Origin of the sequence: Ensifer sp. ENS07 (assembly GCF_014852185.1) — a bacterium.
GTDB lineage: Bacteria > Pseudomonadota > Alphaproteobacteria > Rhizobiales > Rhizobiaceae > Ensifer > Ensifer adhaerens.
Genome location: NZ_JACVBE010000097.1, coordinates 1 through 253, shown reverse-complemented (window position 1 = coordinate 253; position 253 = coordinate 1). Strand labels below are relative to the sequence as shown.

The following is a 253-nucleotide window of genomic DNA, read 5'->3' as shown; positions in this document are numbered from 1 at the left end:
CCGCTGGCCTTCTACAGCGACAAGCACGGCGTTTTCCGCTCGCTCCATGCGTCGAAGAAAGACCGGACAAGCGGCCTGACGCAGTTCGGACGGGCGCTCTATGAACTCAATATCGACATCATCTGTGAAGCTGCGGTTCGTATCGTCGAACGCTGGCTATTGGGCCGGCTGCGCCATCGCATCTTCTATAGCTTGGCCGAGGTCAATGCGGCGATCGGCGAATTGCTTCATGATCTCAATGACAAACGAGTCC

General features: G+C 56.9%; 1 pseudogene. It reads left to right on the top strand.

Annotated elements, in window-relative coordinates:
• A pseudogene (locus IB277_RS37810) lies at positions 1–253 on the top strand (ISNCY family transposase); the annotation flags it as partial.